This window comes from Streptomyces sp. NBC_01363, from assembly GCF_026340595.1.
In the GTDB taxonomy this organism is placed as follows: Bacteria; Actinomycetota; Actinomycetes; order Streptomycetales; family Streptomycetaceae; genus Streptomyces.
Map to the genome: position 1 here is coordinate 4,342,763 of NZ_JAPEPF010000001.1, position 22,227 is coordinate 4,364,989.

Annotated in this window: 16 protein-coding genes and 2 pseudogenes; 12 read left to right on the top strand and 6 right to left on the bottom strand. The window is 70.0% G+C overall.

All coding sequences use genetic code 11. The annotated features are described in order from the left end of the window. Positions 1 to 123: 123 nt before the first annotated feature. The 4 genes from secD (at position 124) to OG611_RS20050 (ending at position 6,255) form a co-directional block, all read left to right on the top strand. The gene (gene secD / locus OG611_RS20035) at positions 124 to 1,860 is read left to right on the top strand and encodes a protein translocase subunit SecD (protein ID WP_266421915.1); all 1,737 of its coding nucleotides are present in this window, start codon (positions 124 to 126) and stop codon (positions 1,858 to 1,860) included. A gap of 1 nt (position 1,861) precedes the next feature. Next, positions 1,862 to 2,965 (top strand): protein translocase subunit SecF, encoded by a 1,104-nt coding sequence (secF, locus tag OG611_RS20040; protein WP_266421917.1) that lies wholly within the window; start codon positions 1,862 to 1,864, stop codon positions 2,963 to 2,965. Then, a complete protein-coding gene (locus OG611_RS20045) occupies positions 2,962 to 3,513 on the top strand; it encodes an adenine phosphoribosyltransferase (protein ID WP_266421920.1) in 552 nt (183 codons plus the stop codon). The genes secF and OG611_RS20045 overlap by 4 nt, the downstream gene beginning before the upstream one ends. 168 nt (positions 3,514 to 3,681) lie before the next feature. After that, on the top strand, positions 3,682 to 6,255 hold the full coding sequence (locus OG611_RS20050) for a bifunctional (p)ppGpp synthetase/guanosine-3',5'-bis(diphosphate) 3'-pyrophosphohydrolase (RefSeq protein ID WP_266421923.1): 2,574 nt from the start codon (positions 3,682 to 3,684) through the stop codon (positions 6,253 to 6,255). Positions 6,256 to 6,332: 77 nt separating this feature from the next. On the opposite strand, the gene OG611_RS20055 is transcribed toward OG611_RS20050, so the two are convergent. Together OG611_RS20055 and OG611_RS20060 are read right to left on the bottom strand one after the other, a co-directional pair. Further along, a complete protein-coding gene (locus OG611_RS20055; protein ID WP_266421926.1) occupies positions 6,333 to 7,562 on the bottom strand; it encodes a DUF349 domain-containing protein in 1,230 nt (409 codons plus the stop codon). A gap of 263 nt (positions 7,563 to 7,825) precedes the next feature. After that, positions 7,826 to 8,620 carry a peptidylprolyl isomerase gene (locus tag OG611_RS20060; protein ID WP_266421929.1) on the bottom strand — a complete coding sequence of 265 codons (795 nt, stop codon included), beginning with the start codon at positions 8,618 to 8,620 and terminating at the stop codon, positions 7,826 to 7,828. A gap of 150 nt (positions 8,621 to 8,770) precedes the next feature. Here OG611_RS20060 and OG611_RS20065 point away from each other — a divergent pair, with 150 nt between their 5' ends. Together OG611_RS20065 and hisS are read left to right on the top strand one after the other, a co-directional pair. Continuing rightward, on the top strand, positions 8,771 to 9,457 hold the full coding sequence (locus OG611_RS20065) for an MBL fold metallo-hydrolase (RefSeq protein WP_266421932.1): 687 nt from the start codon (positions 8,771 to 8,773) through the stop codon (positions 9,455 to 9,457). 13 nt (positions 9,458 to 9,470) lie between these two features. Then, positions 9,471 to 10,733: a histidine--tRNA ligase gene (hisS, locus tag OG611_RS20070; RefSeq protein ID WP_266421934.1), complete on the top strand. Its 1,263-nt coding sequence runs from the start codon at positions 9,471 to 9,473 to the stop codon at positions 10,731 to 10,733. A 103-nt stretch (positions 10,734 to 10,836) separates the two neighbouring features. Here hisS and OG611_RS20075 read toward each other — a convergent pair whose 3' ends face one another. Together OG611_RS20075 and OG611_RS20080 are read right to left on the bottom strand one after the other, a co-directional pair. Further along, positions 10,837 to 11,652, bottom strand: a complete 816-nt coding sequence (locus OG611_RS20075; protein WP_266421936.1) for an ABC transporter permease — start codon at positions 11,650 to 11,652, stop codon at positions 10,837 to 10,839. A 32-nt stretch (positions 11,653 to 11,684) separates the two neighbouring features. Continuing rightward, positions 11,685 to 12,537 (bottom strand): annotated as a pseudogene (locus OG611_RS20080) (ABC transporter ATP-binding protein); the annotation flags it as partial. Positions 12,538 to 12,685: 148 nt separating this feature from the next. Between OG611_RS20080 and OG611_RS20085 the strand changes: the two are divergent. Together OG611_RS20085 and OG611_RS20090 are read left to right on the top strand one after the other, a co-directional pair. Next, positions 12,686 to 13,321, top strand: coding sequence for a vitamin K epoxide reductase family protein (locus tag OG611_RS20085; protein WP_266421938.1), 636 nt, complete (start codon positions 12,686 to 12,688; stop codon positions 13,319 to 13,321). 70 nt (positions 13,322 to 13,391) lie between these two features. Beyond that, positions 13,392 to 14,771, top strand: coding sequence for a replication-associated recombination protein A (locus OG611_RS20090; RefSeq protein WP_266421940.1), 1,380 nt, complete (start codon positions 13,392 to 13,394; stop codon positions 14,769 to 14,771). Between the two features lie 24 nt (positions 14,772 to 14,795). Here the strand turns inward: OG611_RS20090 and OG611_RS20095 are convergent. Next, positions 14,796 to 15,496: pseudogene (locus tag OG611_RS20095) on the bottom strand (DUF2470 domain-containing protein). Positions 15,497 to 15,684: 188 nt separating this feature from the next. On the opposite strand from OG611_RS20095, the gene rpsD reads away from it, so the two are divergent. Beyond that, complete coding sequence (gene rpsD, locus OG611_RS20100; protein WP_030918857.1) at positions 15,685 to 16,299, top strand: 30S ribosomal protein S4; 615 nt, start codon at positions 15,685 to 15,687, stop codon at positions 16,297 to 16,299. Between the two features lie 17 nt (positions 16,300 to 16,316). Here the strand turns inward: rpsD and OG611_RS20105 are convergent, their stop codons facing one another. Continuing rightward, positions 16,317 to 18,521, bottom strand: a complete 2,205-nt coding sequence (locus OG611_RS20105) for an AAA family ATPase (RefSeq protein ID WP_266421945.1) — start codon at positions 18,519 to 18,521, stop codon at positions 16,317 to 16,319. Positions 18,522 to 18,745: 224 nt separating this feature from the next. Between OG611_RS20105 and OG611_RS20110 the strand changes: the two genes are divergently transcribed. The 3 genes from OG611_RS20110 to alaS are packed head-to-tail and all read left to right on the top strand — an operon-like array spanning position 18,746 to position 22,222. Next, positions 18,746 to 19,183: a DUF948 domain-containing protein gene (locus OG611_RS20110; RefSeq protein ID WP_266426055.1), complete on the top strand. Its 438-nt coding sequence runs from the start codon at positions 18,746 to 18,748 to the stop codon at positions 19,181 to 19,183. A 7-nt stretch (positions 19,184 to 19,190) separates the two neighbouring features. After that, on the top strand, positions 19,191 to 19,553 hold the full coding sequence (locus tag OG611_RS20115) for a DUF6167 family protein (RefSeq protein WP_266421948.1): 363 nt from the start codon (positions 19,191 to 19,193) through the stop codon (positions 19,551 to 19,553). Continuing rightward, complete coding sequence (gene alaS / locus OG611_RS20120; protein ID WP_266421950.1) at positions 19,553 to 22,222, top strand: alanine--tRNA ligase; 2,670 nt, start codon at positions 19,553 to 19,555, stop codon at positions 22,220 to 22,222. Before OG611_RS20115 ends, alaS begins: the two co-directional genes overlap by 1 nt. Positions 22,223 to 22,227 lie beyond the last annotated feature (5 nt).

Genomic DNA, 22,227 nt, shown 5'->3' on the forward strand with positions numbered 1-22,227 from the left:
GCCCACCGGCATTCGGCATTCCCGGTACCGTGCGGTCTTCTGCGGGGGCGGGTCCCCACTACACTTCGTGGCCGCTCGGGCGCGTACCCGGCGCGGGGCGGTTGGACAGGGAGAAACGAGAAGGTGGCAGCACCGAAGAAGAGCCGAGGGCCGGCCGGCGGTCAGGGCAGGCCGGGGCGTTCCCTGGCTCTGATCCTGATCGCCATGGTCGCGCTCACCGGCGGGATGTTCCTGGCCGATCAGCCGACCCCACGGCTGGGCATCGACCTGGCGGGCGGTACCTCGATCACGCTCGAGGCGAAGAGCGAGCCGGGCCAGGAATCGGCGATCAACAAGACCAACATGGACACGGCGGTCCAGATCATGGAACGCCGTGTCAATGGTCTTGGTGTCTCCGAGGCCGAGGTCCAGACACAGGGCAAGAGCAACATCATCGTCAACATCCCCAAGGGCACGAACTCCGCCCAGGCCCGGGAGCAGGTCGGTACCACGGCCAAGCTCTACTTCCGGCCGGTGCTGACCGTTGCCCAGGGCACGCCCACCCCGATGCCCAGCGCCTCGTCGTCCGGCAAGCCCGCCCCGTCCGGCAGCCCGAGCGCCCCCACCGCGGACAAGGGGAAGGGTTCGGCGACGCCGAACACGAGCGCCACCACGCAGGGCCGCGCGGTCACCGGCGCCCTCAAGGCCGACTCCACGCCCACTCCCAAGGCGAGCACCACGCCCAAGGCCGACACCACGCCGTCGGCGTCCGCCGCCGACGAGGCCGCCGCCGCCAAGCTGCAGAAGCAGTTCGCGGCGCTCGACTGCTCCAGCAAGGCCTCCCGCGCCGAGGCCGCACGGGGGGCCAAGCCCACCGACACGGTCGTCGCATGCAGCTCCGAGGGTGACGCGAAGTACGTCCTCGGCCCGTCCGAGGTGTCCGGCACCGAGGTCGACAACGCCAAGGCCAGCTTCGACCAGCGCGGCATGTGGGTCGTCAACATGGAGTTCACCAAGCAGGGCTCCAAGCAGTTCCAGACGATCACCAAGAAGCTCTCCGCGCAGCCGTCCCCGCAGAACCAGTTCGCCATCGCCCTGGACGGCGAGGTCGTCTCCGCGCCCCAGGTGAACACGACGCTCAGCGGCAGCGCCGAGATCTCCGGCAGCTTCACCCAGCAGTCCGCCGATGACCTGGCCAACGTGCTCTCCTACGGTGCGCTCCCGCTCTCGTTCAAGGAGCAGAGCGTCACCACGGTCACCGCCGCGCTCGGCGGCGAGCAGCTCCAGGCAGGTCTGATCGCCGGTGCCATCGGTCTGGCCCTGGTGGTCATCTACCTGGTGGCCTACTACCGAGGCCTCGCGCTCATCGCGCTCCTGAGCCTCCTGGTCTCCGGCATCCTGACCTACACGCTCATGTCGCTGCTCGGCCCGGCCATCGGCTTCGCGCTGAACCTCCCGGCGGTCTGCGGCGCCATCGTTGCCATCGGTATCACCGCGGACTCCTTCATCGTGTACTTCGAGAGGGTCCGCGACGAGATCCGCGAGGGCCGCACGCTCCGTCCGGCCGTCGAGCGGGCCTGGCCGCGCGCCCGGCGCACCATCCTGGTCTCCGACTTCGTGTCGTTCCTCGCCGCCGCGGTGCTCTTCGTCGTCACCGTCGGCAAGGTCCAGGGCTTCGCGTTCACGCTGGGTCTCACCACTCTGCTCGACGTGGTCGTGGTGTTCCTCTTCACCAAGCCCGTCATGACGCTGATGGCCCGTACGAAGTTCTTCGCCAGCGGTCATCCGTGGTCCGGTCTGGACCCGAAGCGGCTCGGTGCCAAGCCGCCGCTGCGCCGCTCGCGCCGTGTCAACGCTCCCACTGACCCGAAGGAGGCGTGAGATGTCGCGACTCGGCACTCTCGGCGCCCGTCTCTACCGCGGCGAGGTCGGCTACGACTTCATCGGCAAGCGCAAGATCTGGTACGGGATCTCGATCCTGATCACCATCACGGCCATCGTCGGCCTGGCGGTCAGCGGCCTGAACATGGGCATCGAGTTCAAGGGCGGCGCGGTCTTCACCACCCCGAAGACGAGCGTCACCGTCGCCAAGGCGGAGGACCTGGCCACGGAGGCGTCCGGCCACCAGGCGATCGTCCAGAAGCTCGGCAACGGCGGTCTGCGCATCCAGATCACCGAGGTCGACACCGCGAAGTCCGACGAGATCAAGAGCCGGCTCTCCAAGGACCTCGACGTCCCGGCCGAGAAGATCGCCGCCGACCTGGTCGGCCCCAGCTGGGGTGAGCAGATCGCCAACAAGGCCTGGACCGGCCTCGGCATCTTCATGGTGCTCGTCGTGATCTACCTGGCCATCGCCTTCGAGTGGCGCATGGCCATCGCGGCCCTGGTCGCACTGATCCACGACATCACCATCACGGTCGGCGTCTACGCCCTGGTCGGCTTCGAGGTCACCCCGGGCACCGTGATCGGTCTGCTGACCATCCTCGGTTACTCCCTCTACGACACGGTCGTCGTCTTCGACAGCCTCAAGGAGGGCACGAAGGGGATCACCAAGCAGACCCGGTGGACGTACAGCGAGATCGCCAACCGCTCCATCAACGGCACGCTGGTCCGTTCCATCAACACCACCGTCGTGGCACTGCTGCCGGTCGCCGGTCTGCTGTTCATCGGTGGCGGTGTCCTCGGCGCCGGCATGCTGAACGACATCTCCCTCGCGCTCTTCGTCGGCCTCGCCGCCGGTGCGTACTCCTCGATCTTCATCGCCACGCCGCTCGTCGCCGACCTCAAGGAACGCGACCCGCAGATGAAGGCCCTGAAGAAGCGGATCCTCGCCAAGCGCGCGGCAGCCGCCGCCAAGGGCGAGTCCGCCGAGGACGAGCCGTCGGACGACGACTCCCCGCAGGACGCCGCACCCGCCGCCGCGGTCGTCGGCCAGCGCCAGCAGCCCCCCAGGGGCCACGGCCGGACCTCGGGGAAGCGTCGATGACCAGCACCACCGAGAGCACCCGCGAGCTCCTGCTCAGCCGGATCCGCGACGTGCCGGACTACCCGAAGCCGGGTGTGCTGTTCAAGGACATCACCCCGCTGCTCGCGGACCCGACGGCGTTCGCGGCCCTCACCGACACCCTCGCGGAGCTGTGCGTACGGCACGGCGCCACGAAGGTCGTCGGCCTGGAGGCCCGGGGCTTCATCCTGGCCGCCCCGGTCGCGGTCCGGGCCGGGCTCGGCTTCGTCCCCGTCCGCAAGGCGGGCAAGCTGCCCGGAGCCACGCTCAGCCAGGCGTACGAGCTGGAGTACGGCACCGCCGAGATCGAGGTCCACGCGGAGGACCTGTCCGCCGACGACCGGATCATGGTCATCGACGACGTCCTCGCGACCGGCGGCACCGCCGAGGCCTCGCTGGAGCTGATCCGGCGGGCCGGCGCCGAGATCGTGGGCGTCGCGGTCCTCATGGAGCTCGGCTTCCTGCCCGGACGGGCCCGACTGGAGCAGGGGCTGCGAGGCGCTCCGCTGGAGGTTCTGATCACGGTCTGAGCAGCACCGACCGTACGTGGCAACGGCATATGCGAGCAGGACGGGCACCCGGGAACAACCGGGTGCCCGTTCCGCGTTGTCAGGAGTCTCACGGTCCCCGGGGGAGGACCGGCCGCAGGGTCGATACGATGGCCTCTCCGGGTACCCGGATCCGCACGAGGAGCGCTCTTGCCAGACGAGGCCCAGCCAGTCGCCGCCCCGCAGCCCGACAAGCCCGCGGCGGCCTCAGCCACGCCCGGGAAGACGCAACCCGCGGACAAGCCGAAGCCCCCGGCCCCCGAGCCCGGCAAGGGCCCGGACCGGGCGAGTGCTCCGGCGCCCGGGGCCGCGCCCGCTTCCCCCGCACAGCCGGCCGCACCCGCCTCCCCGGCCGCGTCCGCCCCGAAGCCTCCCGCGAAGCCCGCGGCCAGGCCGGTGCCGTCGGCCGCCCCCACGACCCGCTCCGGCGGCTCGTCCAACCGGGTGAGGGCCAGGCTGGCCCGGCTCGGCGTGCAGCGCTCCAGCCCGTACAACCCGGTGCTCGAACCGCTGCTGCGCATCGTCCGCGGCAACGACGCCAAGATCGAGACGGCCACGCTGCGCCAGATCGAGCGCGCCTACCAGGTCGCCGAGCGCTGGCACCGTGGCCAGAAGCGCAAGAGCGGCGACCCGTACATCACGCATCCGCTCGCCGTCACGACGATCCTCGCCGAGCTGGGCATGGACCCGGCCACGCTGATGGCCGGACTGCTGCACGACACGGTCGAGGACACCGAGTACGGCCTGGACACCCTGCGCCGCGACTTCGGCGACCAGGTCGCCCTGCTCGTCGACGGCGTCACCAAGCTGGACAAGGTCAAGTTCGGCGAGGCCGCCCAGGCCGAGACCGTGCGCAAGATGGTCGTCGCCATGGCCAAGGACCCCCGGGTCCTGGTCATCAAGCTCGCCGACCGGCTGCACAACATGCGTACCATGCGCTACCTCAAGCGGGAGAAGCAGGAGAAGAAGGCCCGCGAGACGCTTGAGATCTACGCCCCGCTGGCGCACCGCCTGGGCATGAACACCATCAAGTGGGAGCTGGAGGACCTCGCCTTCGCGATCCTCTACCCCAAGATGTACGACGAGATCGTCCGTCTCGTCGCCGAGCGGGCCCCCAAGCGCGACGAATACCTCGCCATAGTGACCGACGAGGTCCAGGCCGACCTGCGCGCCGCCCGGATCAAGGCCACCGTCACCGGACGGCCGAAGCACTACTACAGCGTCTACCAGAAGATGATCGTGCGGGGCAGGGACTTCGCCGAGATCTACGACCTGGTGGGAATCCGGGTACTCGTCGACACGGTCCGCGACTGCTACGCGGCGCTCGGCACCGTCCACGCGCGATGGAATCCGGTCCCCGGCCGGTTCAAGGACTACATCGCGATGCCCAAGTTCAACATGTACCAGTCGCTGCACACCACGGTGATCGGTCCCAGCGGCAAGCCCGTCGAACTCCAGATCCGCACCTTCGACATGCACCGCCGCGCCGAGTACGGCATCGCCGCGCACTGGAAGTACAAGCAGGAGGCCGTCGCGGGCGCCTCCAAGGTGCGTACCGACGTCCCCAAGAACACCGGCCGCGGCCAGGACACCGTCAACGACATGGCGTGGCTGCGCCAGCTCCTGGACTGGCAGAAGGAGACCGAGGACCCCAGCGAGTTCCTGGAGTCGCTGCGCTTCGACCTCTCCCGCAACGAGGTCTTCGTCTTCACGCCCAAGGGCGACGTCATAGCGCTGCCCGCGGGTGCGACCCCGGTCGACTTCGCGTACGCGGTCCATACGGAGGTCGGCCACCGGACCATAGGAGCACGGGTCAACGGGCGGCTCGTACCGCTCGAATCGACGCTCGACAACGGCGATCTGGTGGAGGTCTTCACCTCCAAGGCGGCCGGCGCCGGACCCTCCCGGGACTGGCTGGGCTTCGTCAAGTCCCCCCGCGCTCGCAACAAGATCCGCGCCTGGTTCTCCAAGGAGCGCCGCGACGAGGCGATCGAACAGGGCAAGGACGCCATCGCGCGGGCCATGCGCAAGCAGAACCTGCCGATCCAGCGCATCCTGACCGGCGACTCCCTGGTCACCCTCGCCCACGAGATGCGCTACCCCGACATCTCGTCCCTGTACGCGGCGATCGGCGAGGGACATGTCGCGGCCGCCGGAGTCGTGCAGAAGCTGGTCCAGGCGCTCGGCGGCGAGGACGAGGCCAACGAGGACATCGCGGAGAGCTCACCGCCCTCGCGCAGCCGCAACAAACGCCGCTCCAACGCCGATCCGGGCGTGGTCGTCAAGGGCGTGGAGGACGTCTGGGTCAAACTGGCCCGCTGTTGCACGCCCGTCCCCGGCGACCCGATCATCGGCTTCGTCACCCGGGGCAGCGGCGTCTCCGTGCACCGCGCCGACTGCGTCAACGTCGACTCGCTGTCGCAGCAGCCGGAACGGATCCTGGAGGTTGAGTGGGCGCCGACCCAGTCCTCGGTCTTCCTGGTCGCCATCCAGGTCGAGGCCCTCGACCGGTCCCGGCTGCTCTCGGACGTCACCCGCGTCCTGTCCGACCAGCACGTCAACATCCTGTCGGCGGCCGTCCAGACCTCCCGGGACCGGGTGGCCACCTCACGCTTCACCTTCGAGATGGGCGACCCGAAGCACCTCGGCCACGTACTGAAGGCGGTCCGGGGCGTGGAGGGCGTCTACGACGTCTACCGGGTGACCTCGGCCCGCAGGCCGTAACGGCGTACCACGACCGCACACGAGGAAGGGGCTCCCGTACGTCGCGTACGGGAGCCCCTTCCTCGTGGTGCGAACTGTCAGCCGCCGAACTCCTCCAGGCCCTTGAGCGCCTGGTCCAGCAGTGCCTGCCGGCCCTCGAGCTCCTTGGCCAGCTTGTCGGCACGGGCGTTGTTGCCCGAGGCGCGGGCCGTGTCGATCTGCGTACGCAGCTTGTCCACGGCCGCCTGGAGCTGGCCGGTCAGACCCGCGGCGCGCGCACGCGCCTCAGGGTTCGTCCGCCGCCACTCCGACTCCTCGGCCTCCTGGAGCGCCCGCTCCACCGCGTGCATCCGCCCCTCGACCTTCGGGCGGGCGTCACGCGGAACGTGGCCGATGGCCTCCCAGCGCTCGTTGATGGCCCGGAACGCGGCCCTGGCCGCCTTCAGGTCCTTCACCGGCACCAGCTTCTCGGCCTCGACCGCGAGCTCCTCCTTGAGCTTGAGGTTCTCGCCCTGCTCCGCGTCCCGCTCGGCGAAGACCCCGCTGCGGGCGGCGAAGAAGACGTCCTGAGCACCGCGGAAGCGGTTCCACAGATCGTCCTCGGCCTCGCGCTGGGCGCGGCCCGCCGCCTTCCACTCCGTCATCAGGTCGCGGTAGCGGGCGGCCGTGGCCCCCCAGTCGGTGGAACCGGAGAGCGATTCCGCCTCGACGACCAGCTTCTCCTTGGCCTTGCGGGCCTCCTCGCGCTGGGCGTCCAGCGATGCGAAGTGGGCCTTGCGGCGCTTGGAGAACGCCGAGCGGGCGTGCGAGAAGCGGTGCCACAGCTCGTCGTCGGACTTGCGGTCGAGCCGCGGCAGGCCCTTCCACGTGTCGACGAGCGCACGGAGCCGCTCGCCCGCGGAGCGCCACTGCTCGCTCTGCGCCAGCTCCTCGGCCTCGGCGACCAGGGCCTCCTTGGCGTGCTTCGCCTCGTCGGTCTGCTTCGCCTTCTGGGCCTTGCGCTCCTCGCGCCGCGAGTCGACCGTCGCGACGAGCGCGTCGAGCCGCTTGCGCAGCGCGTCGAGGTCACCGACGGCGTGATGCTCGTCCACCTGCAGACGCAGATGCTCGATGGCGGTCGTCGCGTCCTTCGCCGACAGATCGGTGGTCTTCACCCGCCGTTCGAGGAGGCCGATCTCGACCACAATGCCCTCGTACTTGCGCTCGAAGTAGGCCAGAGCCTCCTCGGGGGAACCCGCCTGCCACGATCCGACGACCTGCTCGCCGTCGGCTGTCCGCACGTACACGGTGCCGGTCTCATCGACACGGCCCCACGGGTCGCTGCTCACAGCGCCTCCTCCACCTGATGCCCGCGAGGGGGTTCGCCCCCCTGGCATCGTCCACAGTTTCCTGGGGCGGGCAGCGCCCGCCCTGCACAACGCCAATCTAGGCGACCGGCCGCCCGGCTGTCCGTACTCAGCGCGGCCGAAAAAAATCCGGCCCGCGCCAGGGCCTCTCGTTCGGATCATGCGGGGCTCGTGTGCCCGTGTGCCTGATCCGAACGAGAGACCCCGGTCGTCACCGCCCGGCCCGGTCCGGCCGCCCCGAGCCGTTACGACTTGTCGACAGCGGCCTTCGAGATCTTCACGGCCTTCTTCGGCGCACCGTCGGGCGCACCGCCGGCCGCGCCCGCCGCGCCGATGTCCTTGACGGCCTTCAGCGAGGCGTCGTCCATGGTGCCGAACGGGGTGTAGGTGGGCGGCAGTTTGCTGTCCTTGTACACCAGGAAGAACTGGCTGCCACCGGTGTGCGCCTGGCCGGTGTTCGCCATCGCCACGGTGCCCGCCGGATAGGTCACCCTGCCGTCCTTGCCCGCCTTGCCCAGCGCGGTCAGGTTCTCGTCCGGGATCGTGTAGCCGGGACCGCCCGTGCCGTTGCCCTTTGGATCGCCGCACTGCAGGACGAAGATGCCCTGGGTGGTCAGCCGGTGACACTTGGTGCCGTCGAAGAAGCCCTTGTCGGCCAGCGACTTGAAGGAGTTCGTGGTGTGCGGGGTCTTCGCCGCGTCCATCGTGAACGCGATGTCGCCCTGGCTCGTACTGAGCGACATCTTGTACCCGGATTTCTTGTCGATCTTCATCGCGGGCTCGGGCGCCTTGCTCTCGCTCGGCGACGGCGACGCGGGGTCCGACGGGGTGGAACTGGCGGCGGCGTCCGCCGTGTCCTTCTTGTCGTCGCCGTCGAGGGCGAGGTACGAGCCCACACCTGCGACCGCCACCACGGCCACCGCGGACGCGATGACGACCGTCAGCCGCCTCGTCCTGCGGCGGGCCTCCTCCCGGCGCTGCTGCTGCCGCTCGAACTTCTCCCTGGCGAGCTGCCGCCGCCGCTGATCGCTGCTGACCACCGGGTGATCTCCTTGATAGGTCGTGTGATGGGGCCTTGGCTGCCCCGTACCGTATATGGGTTAGCTGTGGAATGAGGAGCGCCGGTAGGCTCTGAACTGCCGCGACCTTCTCAGTCGCAATCCGCCGTCGGACGACCATTAAGGACGATCGTGCTCATTGCCGGGTTCCCCGCAGGGGCCTGGGGGACCAACTGTTATCTGGTCGCCCCGGCCGCAGGCGAGGAGTGCGTGATCATCGACCCGGGCCACCAGGCCGCGGCCGGAGTCGAGGAAGCACTGAAGAAGCATCGGCTGAAGCCCGTCGCCGTCGTACTGACCCACGGCCACATCGACCATGTCGCCTCGGTCGTCCCGGTGTGCGGCGCGCACGACGTCCCCGCCTGGATCCACCCGGAGGACCGGTACATGATGAGCGACCCGGAGAAGGCCCTCGGCCGCTCCATCGGGATGCCGCTCATGGGCGAGCTGACGATCGGGGAGCCGGACGACGTCAAGGAGCTGAGCGACGGCGCCCGGCTGGAGCTGGCCGGTCTGGAGTTCGGTGTCGCGCATGCGCCCGGCCATACCAAGGGGTCGGTGACGTTCAGGATGCCCGAGGCCGCGGATGTTCCGCAGATCCTCTTCTCGGGCGACCTGCTCTTCGCCGGCTCCGTCGGACGCACCGACCTGCCCGGTGGCGACCACGCCGAGCTGCTCGAGTCGCTGGCCCGTGTGTGCCTGCCGCTCGACGACTCGACCGTGGTGCTGTCCGGCCACGGCCCCCAGACGACCATCGGCCGCGAGCGCGCCTCGAATCCATATCTGCACGGTATGGACGCGCCCCGACGAGGAATGTGACGAGAGACATCCCGTGAGCACTTTCAAGGCCCCCAAGGGCACGTACGACCTGACCCCGCCCGACTCCGCCAAGTACCTCGCGGTGCGCGAGGCCATCTCCGCGCCCCTGAAGAACTCCGGCTACGGCTACATCGAGACACCCGGCTTCGAGGACGTCGCCCTCTTCTCGCGCGGAGTCGGTGAGTCCACCGACATCGTGACCAAGGAGATGTACACCCTCACCACCAAGGGCGGCTCCCAGCTGGCACTGCGTCCCGAGGGCACCGCTTCCGTGCTCCGCGCCGCACTGGAGGCCAACCTCCACAAGCTCGGCAACCTGCCCGTGAAGCTCTGGTACTCCGGCTCGTACTACCGCTACGAGCGCCCGCAGAAGGGCCGCTACCGCCACTTCTCGCAGGTCGGTGCCGAGGCGATCGGGGCCGAGGACCCGGCGCTGGACGCCGAGCTGATCATCCTGGCCGACCAGGCGTACCGCGCGCTGGGCCTGCGGAACTTCCGCATCCTGCTCAACTCGCTGGGCGACAAGGAGTGCCGCCCCGTCTACCGGGACGCGCTCCAGGGCTTCCTGCGCGAACTCGACCTGGACGAGGAGACCCGCCGCCGCATCGAGATCAACCCGCTCCGGGTCCTCGACGACAAGCGGCCCGAGGTGCAGAAGCAGCTGACCGGCGCCCCGGTGCTGCGCGACTATATCTGCGACGCCTGCAAGGCGTACCACGAGGAGGTGCGCGACCTGCTCTCCGCGGCAGGTGTGGTGTACGAGGACGACGAGAAGCTCGTCCGAGGCCTCGACTACTACACCCGCACCACCTTCGAGTTCGTCCACGACGGGCTCGGCTCGCAGTCCGCGGTGGGCGGCGGCGGCCGCTACGACGGTCTGTCCGAGATGATCGGCGGACCGGCGCTCCCGTCGGTCGGCTGGGCGCTCGGCGTGGACCGTACGGTGCTCGCGCTGGAGGCGGAGGGCATCGAGCTCGAACTGCCCGCGGCCACCAGCGTCTTCGCGGTACCGCTCGGCGAGGAGGCCCGCCGGGTGCTCTTCGGCATCGTCACGCAGCTGCGCCGCGAGGGTGTGGCGGCGGACTTCGCGTACGGGAACCGGGGCCTCAAGGGCGCGATGAAGAGCGCGAACCGGTCGGGAGCCCGCTTCACCGTCGTCGCGGGCGAGCGGGACCTGGCCGAGGGCGTCGTCCAGCTCAAGGACATGGAGTCCGGCGAGCAGACGCCCGTTCCCCTGGCCGATGTGGCCGGGGCGATCCGCGAGCGCCTGGCCTAGGTGTTCTGTCCTGGGCGGCCGGCGGGCGGAATCCCGTCCGTCGGCCGCCCAGGAGCTCCGCGGGCCCCGTCCCGCCGGCCGCCCCGGGGCGCGCGCATCCCGGTCAGCCCTCGCGCCGGTCCTTCCACCGGAAGGTCAGCAGGCACAGCACGAGACCGCCGACGCACCAGGCGCCGAGGACCAGCGCGACCTTCCCGTACTCCCAGCTCCCGGCCTGTTCGAGGACGGCCGCCGACTCGGGCAGGAACACGCCGCGGAAGCCCTGGCACATCCACTTCAGCGGGAACAGCGCCCCGAGGTTCAGCATCCAGCCGGGCAGCGTGTCGACCGATATGTAGACACCGGAGATGAACTGCAGGACGAGGAAGGGCAGGACGACCACCGAGGTCGCACTCCGCCCGGACCTCGGCACACTGCTGATCGCGATGCCGCGCAGCGCGCAGCCGGTGAGCCCCAGGACGAAGATCCAGCCGAAGGTCAGCCCCTTGCCCGCGCTCGTCGGCAGGTCGACGTCGAACAGTGTGGTGCCGACCAGCAGCAGGGCCGCGGCCTCCAGCAGCCCGGTGACCAGCACCAGCCACACCTTGCCGAGAAAGTACGCGGCGGGCGGCATCGGAGTGCCGCGCAGCCGGCGCAGCACCTTCTCGTCCCGTTCGATCGCGATGGAGATCCCGAGCGACTGGAAGCTGGTCGACATGATGCCCGCGGCGAGCATCGCGGCGACGTACAGCTGGGACGCCGTGATGCCAGCGCCCTTCACGTCGTCGCTGAAGATCGACGCGAACAGCGCCAGGAACACCACGGGGAACGCGAAGGTGAAGACGACCTGTTCGCGCCGGCGGAAGAACTGCCTGAGTTCCAGGGCGCCGCGCCGCAGGCCGATACTCCACGCCCCCGGCAGCGACGCCGGTCCGTCCACGTCCGCCGGCCGCCGGGACCCGTGCGCGGTCGTCGGGCCCGCTCCTGTCCGGTGAGCCGGAGATAGACGTCCTCCAGCGTCGGGCGGGTGACCCGCAGCCCGGGTATCCCGCCGTCGAAACGGCCGATCAGGCCGGCGACGGTACGGGTCGGGGCGGTCGTGCGTTCCGAGCGCGGGGCGCCGTCCGGCTCCGTCCACTCGACGGTGGCGTGGGTGCCGAATCGCTCGCGCAGGGCGGCGGGTTCGCCCTCGGCGACCACTTTTCCCGCGGAGATGACGGCGAGCCGGCCGGCCAGCGCCTCGGCCTCCTCCAGATAGTGCGTCGTGAGCACGATCGTCGTGCCCTCCCGGGCCAGGAGCCGGATCAACTCCCAGAAGCGGCGGCGGGCCCCCGGGTCGAAACCGGTGGTGGGCTCGTCCAGCAAGAGGAGTTCGGGGGAGCCGATCACGCCGAGCGCCACATCGAGACGGCGTCGCTGGCCGCCGGAGAGTTCCTTGATGCGGGCGCCGGCCTTCTGCTCCAGACCCACGAGAGCGATGACGTCCTCGCAGTCGCGCGGCCTCGGGTAGTAGCGGGCGAAGTGCGCCACCGTCTCGCGCACCGTCAACTCGGCGGGTGCGTGATTCATCCTGCCAGACGATGCCGACCCGGGAACGCCAACGGCGGCCGGCGCGGGCGGGGTCGACGCCGAGCACCGACACGGTCCCCTCGTCGCGGCTGCGATGACCCTGCAGGATCACCACGGTCGTGCTCTTGCCCGCCCCGTTCGGCCCGAGGATCCCGAACACCTCGCCCTGCCGGATCCCCAGGTCCAGGCCGTCGACGGCGGTGAGTTCGCCGTAGCGTTTCCTGAGGCCGCGTACCTCCACCGCGAGTTCGGTCATGGTGCCGAGCTTCCCCTGGACCCTTGGGTTCCGTGCCGGTCGTGCGCAGACCTTTGAGTGCACCTTTATGTCCATCGAACAGAGGACCGGCGCCGTGGTGCGGCACAATGACCGTGCCCAGCAGGCCACTCACTGATGGAACGGCGATATGACGACTGCAGCGGTTGACCATCCCTCCTCCGAACAGGACGAGGACGGCGGGAAGAGGACCATCGGCGGCAGTCGGGCGCTCGCACTGCTGCTGGTGATCACCGGCGCTGCCGGACTCCTCGCCGCCTGGGTCATCACGATCGACAAGTTCAAGCTGCTGGAGGACCCCGGCTTCACCCCGGGGTGCAGCCTCAACCCGGTTGTCGCGTGCGGCAACATCATGAAGAGCGAGCAGGCGGCCGCCTTCGGCTTCCCGAACCCGATGCTCGGCATGGCGACCTACCCCGTGATCATCGGCATCGGGCTGGCGCTGCTCGCGGGCGCCCGCTTCCGCAGCTGGTACTGGCTCGGGATGAACGCCGGCGCGCTGTTCGGCGTCGGCTTCTGCACCTGGCTCCAGTACCAGTCGCTCTACAACATCAACTCGCTCTGCCTCTGGTGCTGCCTGGCCTGGGTCGCCACGATCTTCATGTTCTGCTACATCACCACGCACAACATCAAGCACCGGATCATTCCCGCGCCGAACTGGCTGCGCAACGGTCTGACGGAGTTCCACTGGGTGCCGCCGGTCCTGTGGGTCGGCATCATCGGCATGCTGATCCTGACCCGCTGGTGGGACTTCTGGACCAGCTGACCGGCCCGCTCGTCCCTCCCGGGCGACCGGCCCGGCGGGGATGTCAGTGCCGTGACATAGGCTTCAAAACGTGGAGCCCGACCTCTTTACCGCAGCAGCCGAAGACCGCCAGGAGAAGGACCCGTCCAGCAGCCCACTGGCTGTCCGGATGCGCCCCCGCACCCTCGACGAGGTCGTCGGCCAGCAGCATCTGCTCAAGCCGGGCTCACCGCTGCGCCGCCTCGTGGGCGAGGGGAACGGCGGGCCGGCGGGCCCGTCCTCGGTGATCCTCTGGGGTCCGCCCGGCATCGGGAAGACGACTCTGGCGTACGTGGTCAGCAAGGCCACCAACAAGCGCTTCGTCGAGCTCTCCGCGATCACCGCGGGCGTCAAGGAGGTGCGCGCCGTCATCGAGGGGGCCCGCCGCGCCACCGGCGGCTACGGCAAGGAGACCGTCCTCTTCCTCGACGAGATCCACCGCTTCTCCAAGGCGCAGCAGGACTCCCTGCTCCCGGCCGTGGAGAACCGCTGGGTGACGCTGATCGCGGCGACCACCGAGAATCCGTATTTCTCGATCATCTCGCCCTTGCTGTCCCGCTCGCTGCTGCTCACCCTGGAATCGCTCACCGACGACGATCTGCGCGGGCTGCTCGGGCGCGCGCTGGCCGACGAGCGCGGGCTCGGCGGCGCGGTGACGCTGCCGGAGGAGGCCGAGGCGCATCTGCTGCGGATCGCGGGCGGCGACGCCCGCCGGGCCCTGACGGCGCTGGAGGCCGCGGCCGGTGCCGCGCTGTCCAAGCAGGAGAGGGAGATCAGCCTCCTGACCCTGGAGGAGACGGTCGACCGCGCGGCGGTCAAGTACGACCGGGACGGCGACCAGCACTACGACGTGACGAGCGCGCTCATCAAGTCGATCCGCGGCTCCGACGTGGATGCCGCACTGCACTACCTGGCCCGGATGATCGAGGCGGGGGAGGACCCCCGGTTCATCGGCCGGCGGCTGATGATCTCGGCCAGCGAGGACATCGGCCTCGCCGACCCCACGGCACTGCCCACCGCCGTGGCGGCCGCCCAGGCGGTGGCCATGATCGGTTTCCCGGAGGCGGCGCTCATCCTGAGCCACGCCACGATCGCCCTGGCCCTCGCCCCCAAGTCCAACGCTGCGACGCTGGCGATCTCCGCCGCCCAGGAGGACGTGCGCAACGGCCTCGCGGGCCCCGTCCCGGCCCATCTGCGCGACGGCCATTACAAGGGCGCCGCCAAGCTGGGCCACGCCCAGGGCTACGTGTATCCGCACGACGTCCCCGGCGGGATCGCCGCCCAGCAGTACGCGCCGGACGCGGTCCGCGACAAGCACTACTACCGGCCCACGCGCTACGGCGCGGAGGCGCGCTACGCCGACGTGGTGGAGCGGGTCCGCGAGCGGCTCGGCCGCACAGCCGGCGACGACACCCGCCCGTCCGCGGGCTGAGGGCCGAGCGGAGCCGCGCCCCGTTCAGCACGCCGCCGCCTCGAAGAGCGTGTGCATGGCCTGGCTCAGTTCGACGACGTCCCGCACCGGAGCGGGGAACTCGAAGCGCGCGTCGTAGCACTGCCCGTGGTCCTCGCGCAGCCGCAGCCGCAGCCCGTACCGGTCGAGCGCGAGCGGCACGACGGAGGGCAGGTGTGCCGAGCAGCGACCGGCAGCCCGTTCGCCCAGCAGCCCGCACAGCGTCGCCAGCTGCTCGCCGTGCGCCGCGTGCAGATGCTGCAGCAGCTCCGCCTCGTGTCCGATCAGCGGATCGGGTGCCGCGTCCCGGAATTCCTCCGGTTCCACCTCCTGCGCACCCCACAGATCGTCGACGTACGCCTCGCCCGTCTCCAGCCGGAGCGTCATCCGGCCGGCCCCGACATGCCGGGTACGGTGGTGAGCCAGCCCGAGACCCACGCCCGGCCGCGGATGCGGTGCGGGACGGAGACCGGGGCGACGTCCGTGATCTCCAGCACAGCCGTCAGTTCGTCGTCCTCGGCGTGCGTCGCGGCCCGTACGGCCGGGGAATCAGCGGGGAGTTCGAGGAACAGATCCCCGTCGGGCCCCACGCTTCTGGTCAGCGGCATCACCTGGTCCGAGTCGGCCACGTCGAGCCCTGGGATGAGCAGCACCGCCGAACAGGTACTCTGTACGAGAGTTCGTGTGCGCTCGGCTGCTGACGGCATCCGAGTGTTTTCAAGCCCGCCGGGACGCGGCTGACCACGATCTGATCGGTCCTCCGTCGTATCGGCACCCCGAGGGGTGTCGACGCTGTCAGTGCTGTCCGTGATGTGACTGGTGTTCCCCGGGCGAGACATGCGATCTCCTCAAGTAAGGTGAGCCTAACCTAACCTACAACGGAGGTCTGGAGAACGTGCCTAACCAGTCGCGTCCCAAGGTCAAGAAGAGCCGCGCGCTCGGCATTGCGCTGACGCCGAAGGCCGTCAAGTACTTCGAGGCCCGCCCCTACCCGCCGGGCGAGCACGGCCGTGGCCGCAAGCAGAACTCGGACTACAAGGTCCGTCTGCTGGAGAAGCAGCGTCTGCGTGCCCAGTACGACATCAGCGAGCGCCAGATGGCGCGTGCCTACGACCGCGCCAAGAAGGCCGAGGGCAAGACGGGCGAGGCGCTCGTCGTCGAGCTCGAGCGCCGTCTCGACGCGCTGGTCCTGCGTTCGGGCATCGCCCGCACCATCTACCAGGCCCGCCAGATGGTCGTGCACGGTCACATCGAGGTCGACGGCCGCAAGGTCGACAAGCCGTCCTTCCGTGTCCGTCCCGACAACATCGTGATGGTCCGCGAGCGCAGCCGCGACAAGCACCCCTTCCAGGTGGCCCGCGAGGGTGGTTACGCCCCCGACGGCGAGACCCCGCGCTACCTGCAGGTGAACCTGAAGGCCCTGGCCTTCCGCCTTGACCGGGACCCGAACCGCAAGGAAATCCCCGTGATCTGCGACGAACAGCTCGTCGTCGAGTACTACGCCCGCTGATCCAGGCGTAGCCGCTCTCACCAGCGCTCGGGCCCGCCCCTCCCGGATGTACGGGAGGCGGCGGGCCTCCGCGTTTTCCCGGGGCCCGGCAGCGTTCCGGGCAGCCGCGCCGGAGTCTCCGGGCGGTCCGCGGGCCCGCTCGCCAGAGCCCTGGCCACCGCCGCGTCCGGATCCAGCTCTCCGCCCGCGCGCAGCCCCGATTCGTAGCGGACGTCGCCCAGCTGCCGGCGGGCCAGCTCCTCGCAGCGGACCCGGGGCTGCCCGTAGTGCGCCGATCCGAACAGCGGCAGTCCCACCGACGGCCAGATCCGGTCGGCGGCCCCCTGGAGCACCGCCGCCTCCGCCGCATCACCCTCGATGGCCGTGATCAGAGCCAGCAGCTCCAGGGCGAGCACCGAGCCGAGCAGATCGTGGAAGGTGTGGCTGATCGCCAGCGACTGACCGAGCAGTTCCCGGGCCCGGTCCGGCCGGCCGCGCTGCGATGCCGCGAAGGCCAGCACGTACAGCGCGTACGACAGGGCCCACCGCTCCCCGTGGTCCTCGCAGATCTCCCTGACCTCTTCGCAGATCGCGGCCGCCCCGTCCAGATCCCCGTGGAATCCGACCGCCATCGCGAGCTCGACCTGGGCCATCAGGACATTGCTGTTCAGCTCGCCGAGCTCCCGGTAGCGGCGCAGCGCGTCGTCCAGCAGCTCCTGAGCCCTGGCCATGTCGTCGGTGACGAGCGACAGACATCCCATCCGGTGCACCGCGTACGCGAGCGCCGTGGAGTCGTCGGCCCGGTCCGCCTCGTCCCGGCACTCCTGCAGCGCGGAGACCGCGCCGACCGGGTCGCCCTGGAGCACGGCCACGTACCCGAGCACCCACAGCGCCTTCAGCCGCGAGGAGTCGTACGGGGTGTCCTCCTCCTCCAGCACATGGTCCAGCCAGTGCCGGCCTTCCGAGAGCCGCCCGCAGCCCACCCAGAGGAACCACAGGGTGCCCGCCAGATACTGCGCGAGATGGGCCTCGCCCGGAATCTCCAGCGAACACTCCATCGCCCGCCGCAGATTCGGCAGCTCGCTCTCGACCCGGGCGGCCACCTCGCCCTGCCGGGGGCTGAACCAGTCGAGCTCGCACCAGGTCGCGAGCCCCAGGAACCAGTCCCGGTGGCGGCGCCGCAGCCGGTCCGTGTCATCGGTGGCCGCCAGCCACTCGGCGCCGTACTCCCGCACCGTGTCCAGCATCCGGTAGCGGGTGCCCCGTGCCGAGTCCTCGCGCACCACGACGGACTGCGCGAGCAGACCGGAGAGCACATCGAGCACCGTATCCGCCGGCAGATCGGCGCCGCTGCAGATGTATTCGACGGCCTCCAGGTCGAACTGCCTGGCGAACACCGAGAGCCGCGCCCAGAGCAGCCGCTGCTCCGGAGCGCAGAGTTCATGGCTCCAGCCGATGGCCGTACGGAGCGTCTGGTGGCGCGCCAGCGCGCTGCGGCTGGAACCGGTCAGCAGCCGGAAGCGGTCGTCCAGATGCTGCAGCACCTGGTCGGTGGACAGGGCGCGCAGCCGCCCGGCGGCCAGTTCCAGGGCGAGCGGGATTCCGTCCAGGCGGCGGCACAGCTCCAGGGCGGCCGAGCGGTTGTCGTCGGTCAGCCGGAAATCCGGCCGTACGGCGGCGGCCCGCTCCGCGAAGAGCAGCATCGCGTCCTCGTCCGTCATCGGCGCGAGCGGGTAGGTGAGCTCCCCGTCCAGTTCCAGCGGCAGCCGCCCGACGGCGAGCATCCGCAGCCCCGGGGCCCGGCGCAGCAGTTCCCGCACCAGTTCGGCGCAGGCGTCGACGAGGTGTTCGAAGCCGTCGACCACCAGCAGGAGCCGGCGCCCGGCCAGATGCTCGATGAGGGTCGTGCGCGGCGGTCTGCTGGTGTGATCGGTGAGTCCCAGGGCGTCGACCAGGGCGTGTTCCAGCAGCTCGGGGTCGTGGACGTCGGAGAGCTCGGCCATCCGGACGCCGTCGCAGTACCGTTTCTTCAGAAGCGCGGCGATCCGGGTGGCACAGCGGGTCTTGCCCACGCCGCCCACTCCGACGATGGTGACGAGCCTTGACTCGTCCAGGAGTTGGGCGAGACGGACGAGTTCGTTCTCCCGTCCGACGAATCTGTTCAGTTCCGCCGGGAGATTTCCGAGGGCGGTGGGGGCGCTCGGAGCGTGGGGGGACGGAAAGGGGCGCTGGGGGTGTCGCATGAAATACGCAGAGTACTGGCACGGAAGCTCTCCGTACAATCTCCTTATGGGAACGCCCGTCGTTCCCGCCGGTAATGCGGTACGGGGTGCGACCACCGGCGCGATAGGCTCGGGGGACGACGATCGGCTGTTGCGACGGCCGTCGCCGGACCGAGCAGAGACAGACAGAGACAGTACAGAGACAGCGACAAGCTAGAGAGCGGTGCACTGTGTCCGGTGGAGAGGTGGCCGGGATCCTGGTGGCCGTCTTCTGGGCGATCCTGGTTTCGTTCCTCGCCGTCGTGCTGGTGAGGCTGGCCCAGACGCTCAGGGCGACCACCAAGCTCGTGGCGGACGTGACCGAGCAGGCGGTCCCGCTGCTCGCCGACGCCTCCGCCACCGTGCGCTCCGCGCAGACCCAGCTCGACAAGGTCGACGCGATCGCGACGGACGTCCAGGAAGTCACCTCGAACGCCTCCGCGCTCTCCACCACCGTCGCCTCGACCTTCGGTGGCCCGCTCGTCAAGGTCGCCGCGTTCGGCTACGGGGTGCGGCGGGCCATCGGCCGCAAGACCGAGCCCGAACCGGAACCCGCCCGCCGTTCGGTGCTGGTCGGCCGCACCGTGCCGTCCGCGCGCGGCAGGAAGCGCAACGGCAGAAACCCCCGCGGACCGAAGGACTGACGCAGCCATGTTCCGCCGTACGTTCTGGTTCACCGCCGGTGCCGCCGCCGGTGTCTGGGCCACCGCCAAGGTCAACCGGAAGCTCAAGCAGCTCACCCCCGAGAGCCTTGCGGCGCAGGCCGCGGACAAGGCGATCGAGACGGGGCACAAGCTCAAGGACTTCGCGCTGGACGTCCGTGAGTCCATGGCCCGGCGCGAAGCCGAACTGGGCGAGGCGCTGGGCCTGGCGGCACCGGTCGACCGGGAACTGCCGGTCCGGCCGCACTTCGTCGTCGAGGCGTCCGAGCCCGTCGGGCCCGACCGGTCCCTTGAGACCGCCAAGTACCGCAAGCTCCCCTACAAGTCGTACAACCGGAATGAGGACCACTGATGGAGTCGGCTGAAATTCGTCGCCGCTGGCTGAGCTTCTTCGAGGAGCGCGGTCACACCGTCGTCCCTTCGGCGTCGCTCATCGCGGACGACCCGACTCTGCTGCTGGTCCCCGCGGGCATGGTCCCCTTCAAGCCGTACTTCCTCGGCGAGGTCAAGCCGCCCGCCCCGCGCGTCACCAGTGTGCAGAAGTGTGTCCGTACTCCGGACATCGAAGAGGTCGGCAAGACCACCCGGCACGGCACGTTCTTCCAGATGTGCGGCAACTTCTCCTTCGGCGACTACTTCAAGGAAGGCGCCATCTCCTACGCCTGGGAGGCTCTGACGAGCTCCGTGGCGGACGGCGGCTTCGGCCTCGACCCCGAGCGGCTGTGGATCACGGTCTACCTCGACGACGACGAGGCCGAACAGATCTGGCGCGACAAGATCGGCGTACCGGCCGAGCGTATCCAGCGCCTGGGCAAGAAGGACAACTTCTGGTCCATGGGTGTCCCCGGCCCCTGCGGCCCCTGCTCCGAGATCAACTACGACCGCGGCCCCGAGTTCGGCGTCGAGGGCGGCCCGGCCGTCAACGACGAGCGGTACGTGGAGATCTGGAACCTGGTCTTCATGCAGTACGAGCGCGGCGCCGGTGATGGCAAGGAGGACTTCCCGATCCTCGGCGACCTGCCGTCGAAGAACATCGACACGGGTCTGGGCCTGGAACGCCTCGCCATGATCCTGCAGGGCGTACAGAACATGTACGAGACGGACACCCTGCGCGTCGTCATGGACAAGGCCACCGAGCTGACCGGCGTCCGGTACGGCGCCGACCACGGTTCGGACGTCTCGCTCCGCGTGGTCGCCGACCACATCCGTACCTCCGTGATGCTCATCGGCGACGGCGTCACGCCGGGCAACGAGGGCCGCGGCTACGTCCTGCGCCGGATCATGCGCCGGGCCATCCGCAACATGCGGCTGCTGGGCGCCACCGGACCGGTCGTCAAGGACCTGGTCGATGTCGTGATCGAGACGATGGGGCAGCAGTACCCGGAGCTGATCACCGACCGCAAGCGCATCGAGACCGTGGCCCTCGCCGAGGAGGCCGCCTTCCTCAAGGCGCTCAAGGGCGGCACCAACATCCTCGACACCGCCGTCACCGAGACCAAGGCCGCCGGCGGCAAGGTCCTCGCCGGAGACAAGGCGTTCCTGCTCCACGACACCTGGGGCTTCCCGATCGACCTCACCCTGGAGATGGCCGCCGAACAGGGCCTCTCGGTGGACGAGGACGGCTTCCGCCGCCTGATGAAGGAGCAGCGGGAGCGCGCCAAGGCCGACGCCCGCGCCAAGAAGACCGGTCACGCCGACCTGTCCGCCTACCGCGAGGTAGCCGACAACTCGGGCGCCACCGACTTCACCGGCTACACCGCCACCGAGGGGGAGTCCACCATCGTCGGCCTCCTCGTCGACGGAGTGTCCTCCCCGGCCGCCTCCGAGGGCGACGAGGTCGAGGTCGTCCTCGACCGCACCCCGTTCTACGCCGAGGGCGGCGGCCAGATCGCCGACCAGGGCCGGATCCGGCTCGACACCGGTGCCGTCATCGAGGTCCGCGACGTCCAGAAGCCGGTCCCCGGCGTCCACGTCCACAAGGGCGTCGTCCAGGTCGGCGAGGTCACCGTCGGCGCTCCGGTCCTCGCCTCGATCGATGTCAAGCGCCGCCGCGCCATCGCCCGCGCCCACTCCGCCACGCACCTCACGCACCAGGCTCTGCGCGACGCGCTCGGCCCGACGGCCGCCCAGGCCGGTTCCGAGAACCAGCCCGGTCGCTTCCGCTTCGACTTCGGCTCGCCGAACGCCGTCCCCGGCTCGGTCATGACCGACGTCGAGCAGAAGATCAACGACGTGCTCTCGCGTGAACTCGACGTCCAGGCCGAGGTCATGTCGATCGACGAGGCCAAGAAGCAGGGCGCCATCGCCGAGTTCGGCGAGAAGTACGGCGAGCGGGTCCGGGTCGTCACCATCGGCGACTTCTCCAAGGAGCTCTGCGGGGGCACGCACGTCCACAACACCGCCCAGCTGGGTCTGGTGAAGCTGCTCGGCGAGTCGTCCATCGGTTCCGGCGTGCGGCGCATCGAGGCCCTCGTCGGCGTCGACGCGTACAACTTCCTCGCCAAGGAGCACACGGTCGTCGCCCAGCTCCAGGAGCTGGTCAAGGGGCGTCCCGAGGAGCTCCCGGAGAAGATCGCCGGAATGCTCGGCAAGCTGAAGGACGCCGAGAAGGAGATCGAGAAGTTCCGCGCGGAGAAGGTCCTCCAGGCCGCCGCCGGACTGGTCGAGTCCGCCAAGGACGTACGCGGCGTCGCCCTGGTCACCGGCCAGGTCCCCGACGGCACGTCGGCCGATGATCTGCGCAAGCTCGTCCTCGACGTCCGCGGCCGCATCCAGGGCGGCCGGCCGGCCGTCGTGGCCCTGTTCACCACCGCCAACGGACGCCCGCTGACCGTCATCGCCACCAACGAGCCCGCCCGCGAGCGCGGTCTCAAGGCCGGCGACCTGGTCCGGGCCGCGGCCAAGACCCTCGGCGGCGGTGGCGGCGGCAAGCCGGACGTCGCCCAGGGCGGCGGCCAGAACCCCGAGGCCATCGGCGACGCGGTGGCCGCCGTCGAACACCTCGTCACCGAGACGGCGTGACGGCG